This is a genomic window from Kitasatospora sp. NPDC056531 (assembly GCF_042794375.1).
In the GTDB taxonomy this organism is placed as follows: domain Bacteria; phylum Actinomycetota; class Actinomycetes; order Streptomycetales; family Streptomycetaceae; genus Kitasatospora.
This window is the reverse complement of record NZ_JBHTTU010000071.1, coordinates 22615-27533: the sequence shown is the minus strand read 5'-3', so window position 1 is coordinate 27533 and position 4919 is coordinate 22615. Positions and strand designations below refer to the sequence as shown.

Sequence of the window (4919 nt, the reverse complement as noted above, 5' to 3'; positions counted from 1 at the left end):
AAGAAATCATCAGAACACCCCCCCCCGGACCCCCCCCCTCCCCCCCCTCCCCCGTCCCCCCCCCCCTCCCCCGGCCCCGGCCCCTCCCACAAGCGAACCCCCCCGCTTCCGGAAAACTGCGCTGCGGTCGCGTTCGGACCGAAGGTATCCGATCCGAACGGTCACTCCGCGGCGACGACGGTCGGCGAACCGGCCTCGACGCCCTCCTCCTGCATCTGCTCGGCGAGCTTGAGCGCCTCCTCGATCAGGGTCTCGACGATCTTCGACTCGGGCACGGTCTTGATCACCTGCCCCTTGACGAAGATCTGCCCCTTGCCGTTGCCGGAGGCGACCCCGAGGTCGGCCTCGCGGGCCTCGCCCGGGCCGTTCACGACGCAGCCCATGACGGCGACGCGCAGCGGCACCTCCATGCCCTCCAGCCCGGCGGTGACCTCCTCGGCGAGCTTGTAGACGTCGACCTGGGCGCGGCCGCAGGACGGGCAGGAGACGATCTCCAGCCCACGCTGGCGCAGCCCGAGGGACTCCAGGATCTGGTTGCCGACCTTGATCTCCTCGGCCGGCGGGGCCGAGAGCGAGACCCGGATGGTGTCGCCGATGCCCTCGGCGAGCAGCGCGCCGAAGGCGACCGCGGACTTGACGGTGCCCTGGAAGGCCGGCCCGGCCTCGGTCACGCCGAGGTGCAGGGGGTAGTCGCAGGCGGCCGCGAGCTGCCGGTAGGCCTGGATCATCACGACCGGGTCGTTGTGCTTGACCGAGATCTTGATGTCGCGGAAGTCGTGCTCCTCGAACAGCGAGCACTCCCACAGCGCGGACTCGACCAGCGCCTCCGGGGTGGCCTTGCCGTACTTCTCCAGCAGCCGCTTGTCGAGCGAGCCGGCGTTGACGCCGATCCGGATCGGCACCCCGGCGTCCTTGGCGGCCTTGGCGATCTCGCCGACCTTGTCGTCGAAGGCCTTGATGTTGCCCGGGTTGACGCGAACGGCCGCGCAGCCGGCGTCGATCGCAGCGAAGACGTACTTCGGCTGGAAGTGGATGTCGGCGATGACCGGGATCTGCGACTTCTTGGCGATGATCGGCAGCGCGTCGGCGTCGTCCTGGGAGGGGACGGCGACCCGGACGATCTGGCAGCCAGACGCGGTCAGCTGGGCGATCTGCTGCAGCGTGGCGTTGATGTCCGAGGTGACGGTGGTGGTCATCGACTGCACCGAGACGGGGGCGTCACCGCCGACCGGCACGTTGCCGACCATGATCTGCCGGGAGTAGCGGCGCTTGGCCAGCGGCTTGAGCGGCAGGGACGGAATACCGAGCGAGATCGCGGTCATGTGCGCAGGGTTCCCCGGGGTTGAGGTGTGGTCGACCGCCCGGCCGCTGGGACGGCCGAGGCCGGGCGCGCGGACGATCGCGCACCCGGCCTCCACGGTACGGCACGGTCCGGGCGCCCAGCACACCCGCCGTACCCGGACGCCCTAGCTGATCTTCACCGGGTTCACCAGGTCGGCGACCATCACCAGCAGGGTGAAACCGATGAAGACGCTGGCCACGACGTATGCCACCGGCATCAGCTTGGCGACGTCGAAGGGGCCCGGATCGGGTCGCCGGAACAGCTGTGCGATCCGGCGGCGGACGGCCTCCCAGGCCGCGCCGGCGATGTGGCCGCCGTCCAGCGGGAGCAGCGGCAGCATGTTGAACAGGAAGAGCGACAGGTTGATGCCGGCCAGCAGGTTCACGAAGAAGGCGACCCGCTGGGTGCCCGGGATGTCCAGCGAGAACACCTCGCCGCTGACCCGGGCGGCGCCGACCATGCCGATCGGCGAGTCCGGGTCGCGCGGGGCGTCGCCGACGACCGCGTTCCACAGCCCGGGGATCTTGCCTGGCAGGGCGACCAGCGACTTGACGCCGTTCTCGGCCATGGTGGACATCCGGTCGAGGGACTGACCGAAGCCCAGCTGGACCACACCACTCGCCGGGGTGAATCCGAGGAACCCGGCCTGGATGGTCTGGCCCTTGAGCGGGACGCCGTTGCCGTCGTACTTCTGGACGTCGTTGACCGCGATGGTCGGGTTCAGGGTCAGCTGGGCGTCGCCGCGCTGGACCACGACCGACACCGTCTTGCCGGCCGACCGGCGGATGTCCGCCTGGAGCTGGTCGTAGGTGTGGATCCGGTCCCCGTCGAAGGAGAGGATCCTGTCCCCGGCCTTCAGACCGGCCTGGGCGGCCGGGGTCTGCGGGGCGCCCGCCGGGCAGCTGTCGGTGGGCTGGCCCGCCTTGACCACGCACTGGGCGACGGTGCTCACCGTCGGCACGTTCATCGAGACGCCGAAGCCCATCATGACGGTCAGGAACAGTCCGAACGCCAGGATCAGGTTCATGAACGGCCCGGCGAACATGACGATGATCCGTTTCCAGGGCTTGCGGGTGTAGAACAGCCGGTGCTCGTCGCCCTCCTGGAGCTCCTCGTAGGAGGCCTCACGGGCGTCCTCGATCATGGTTCGCCAGGGCGAGCTGCTGCGCTTGGTGATCCGGCCGTCTTCGCCCGGCGGGAACATCCCGATCATCCGGATGTACCCGCCGAACGGGATCGCCTTGATGCCGTACTCGGTCTCGCCCTTCCGGCGGGACCAGAGGGTCGGGCCGAAGCCGACCATGTACTGCGGCACCCGGATGCCGAACAGCTTGGCCGTGGAGAGGTGGCCGAGCTCGTGCCAGGCGATCGAGATGAGCAGCCCGATCACGAAGACCAGGATGCCGACCACCGTCAAAACCGTTGCCACCGCTGGCCCTCCGTCATGCCGCTCCGCTCATCGTCTCGTCGTACCGCGTTCCGCGACGCGACGGGGGTACCGCCGGCGCCGCGGGCCGGTCCGTCAGCCCGCCGCCAGCTCGCGGGCCCGGGCGCGCGCCCAGTCCTCCGCGTGCAGGACGTCCTCGACCGTCAGGGAAGTTCCCGCCGGCCCACCGTCGTGCTGACCGTGCTCGGCCACGACCTTGGCAACAGTGTCCACGATTCCCGTGAAAGCGAGGCGGCCCTTCAGGAAAGCCTCCACGCACTCCTCGTTCGCCGCGTTGAACACCGCCGGCGCCGTACCGCCCAGCGTGCCCACCTCGCGCGCCAGCTCGACCGCCGGGAAGGCCTCGTTGTCCAAGGGGAAGAACTCCCAGGTCGCGGCCTTGGTCCAGTCACAGGCCGGGGCGGCGTCCGGCACCCGGTCCGGCCAGCCGATCCCCAGCGCGATCGGCATCCGCATGTCCGGCGGGCTCGCCTGCGCCAGGGTCGAGCCATCGGTGAACTCCACCATCGAGTGCACCACTGACTGCGGATGGACCACAACGTCGATCCGGTCGAACGGCACGTCGTACAGCAGGTGCGCCTCGATCACCTCCAGGCCCTTGTTGACCAGGGTGGCCGAGTTGATCGTGACGACCGGGCCCATCGCCCAGGTCGGGTGCGCCAGCGCGTCCTGCGGGGTCACCCCGGCCAGCTGCTCGCGGGTCCGGGTCCGGAACGGGCCGCCGCTCGCCGTCACCACCAGCTTGCGGACCTCCGCCCGGGTGCCGCCGGCCAGCGCCTGGAACAGCGCCGCGTGCTCGGAGTCCACCGGCACGATCTGGCCCGGCTTCGCCACCGCCTTCACCAGCGGGCCGCCAACGATCAGCGACTCCTTGTTCGCCAGCACCAGCACCCGGCCGGCCTTCAGCGCGGCCAGCGTCGGCCGCAGACCGATCGAACCGGTGATGCCGTTCAGCACCGAGTGGCACTCCGTCCCGGCCAGTTCGGTCGCCGCGTCCGGGCCCGCCAGCACGGTCGGCAGCGGCCGACCCGCCGCCTTCGCGGCCAGCGCCTCGCGCAGCGCCGGCGCGGCCGCCGGGTCCGCCACCGCCACCGTGTGCACGCCCAGCTGCAGCGCCTGCTCGGCGAGCAGCTCCACCCGGCCGCCGGCCGCCGACAGGGCGACCACCCGGAAGCGGTCAGGATTGCGGAGCACCACGTCGATGGCCTGGGTGCCGATCGAACCGGTGGAACCGAGGATCACCAGCTCCCTGGGGCCGGAGGGGTCCGCCACGGTGGGCGTGAAACGCAGCTGCGGGTGGGCGAGCGAAGTCATGCGCCCATTGTGTCCTGTTCGCGGCCCTCCCAGACGACAGGACGACCGACGACCCTTCGGACTACCGTCGGAGCCATGCGTACCGTCATCGCCGGGGGCCACGGACAGATCGCGCTGAAGTTGGAACGGCTGCTCGCCGACCGCGGCGACCGCCCGGCCGGGATCATCCGCCGCCCCGAACAGGCCCAGGACCTCGTCGACGCCGGCGCCGAGCCGCTGCTGCTCGACCTGGAGTCCGCCACCGCCCCGCAGCTGGCCGCCCTGCTCGCCGACACCGACGCGGTGGTCTTCGCCGCCGGCGCCGGTCCGGGCAGCGGCGCCGCCCGCAAGAACACCGTCGACCGCGACGCGGCCGTCCTGCTCGCCGACGCCGCCGAGCTCGCCGGCGTCCGGCGGTACCTGATGGTCTCCTCGATGGGCGCCGACGCGGCCGCCCACCACCCCGCCGACGCGGTCTTCGAGACGTACCTGCGGGCCAAGGGCGCCGCCGACGACGCCGTCCGCGCCCGCACCGCGCTCGACTGGACGGTACTGCGCCCCGGACGGCTCACCGACGGCCCCGGCACCGGCCTGGTCCGGCTCGCCCCCTCGGTCGGCCGCGGCGCGGTCGACCGGGCCGACGTGGCCGCCGTCCTGGCCGCGCTGCTGCGCGAGCCCGGCACCGCCGGGCAGACCCTGGAGCTGGTCGCCGGGAACGCCTCCGTCGCCGAGGCCGTCGCCGCCGCGGCCGGACACAACGGCTGAACACGACGCGGGGCCCGGTCCGCGACCAGGACGGGTCCCGCGTCGGGCGGCCCCCCTTCGGTGGCCCCCACC

Annotated in this window: 4 protein-coding genes; 1 reads left to right on the top strand and 3 read right to left on the bottom strand. The window is 71.9% G+C overall.

Annotated features, from left to right (window positions below):
- Nucleotides 1–161: 161 nt before the first annotated feature.
- The 3 genes from ispG to dxr form a co-directional block, all read right to left on the bottom strand.
- Complete coding sequence (ispG, locus tag ACFQ87_RS34855) at nucleotides 162–1322, bottom strand: flavodoxin-dependent (E)-4-hydroxy-3-methylbut-2-enyl-diphosphate synthase (RefSeq protein WP_380614920.1); 1161 nt, start codon at nucleotides 1320–1322, stop codon at nucleotides 162–164.
- Nucleotides 1323–1466: 144 nt separating this feature from the next.
- The gene (locus ACFQ87_RS34850) at nucleotides 1467–2771 is read right to left on the bottom strand and encodes a M50 family metallopeptidase (RefSeq protein WP_380614919.1); all 1305 of its coding nucleotides are present in this window, start codon (nucleotides 2769–2771) and stop codon (nucleotides 1467–1469) included.
- Nucleotides 2772–2864: 93 nt separating this feature from the next.
- The gene (dxr, locus tag ACFQ87_RS34845) at nucleotides 2865–4103 is read right to left on the bottom strand and encodes a 1-deoxy-D-xylulose-5-phosphate reductoisomerase (RefSeq protein WP_380614918.1); all 1239 of its coding nucleotides are present in this window, start codon (nucleotides 4101–4103) and stop codon (nucleotides 2865–2867) included.
- Between the two features lie 75 nt (nucleotides 4104–4178).
- Between dxr and ACFQ87_RS34840 the strand changes: the two genes are divergently transcribed.
- Nucleotides 4179–4847, top strand: a complete 669-nt coding sequence (locus ACFQ87_RS34840) for an NAD(P)-binding oxidoreductase (RefSeq protein WP_380614917.1) — start codon at nucleotides 4179–4181, stop codon at nucleotides 4845–4847.
- Nucleotides 4848–4919 lie beyond the last annotated feature (72 nt).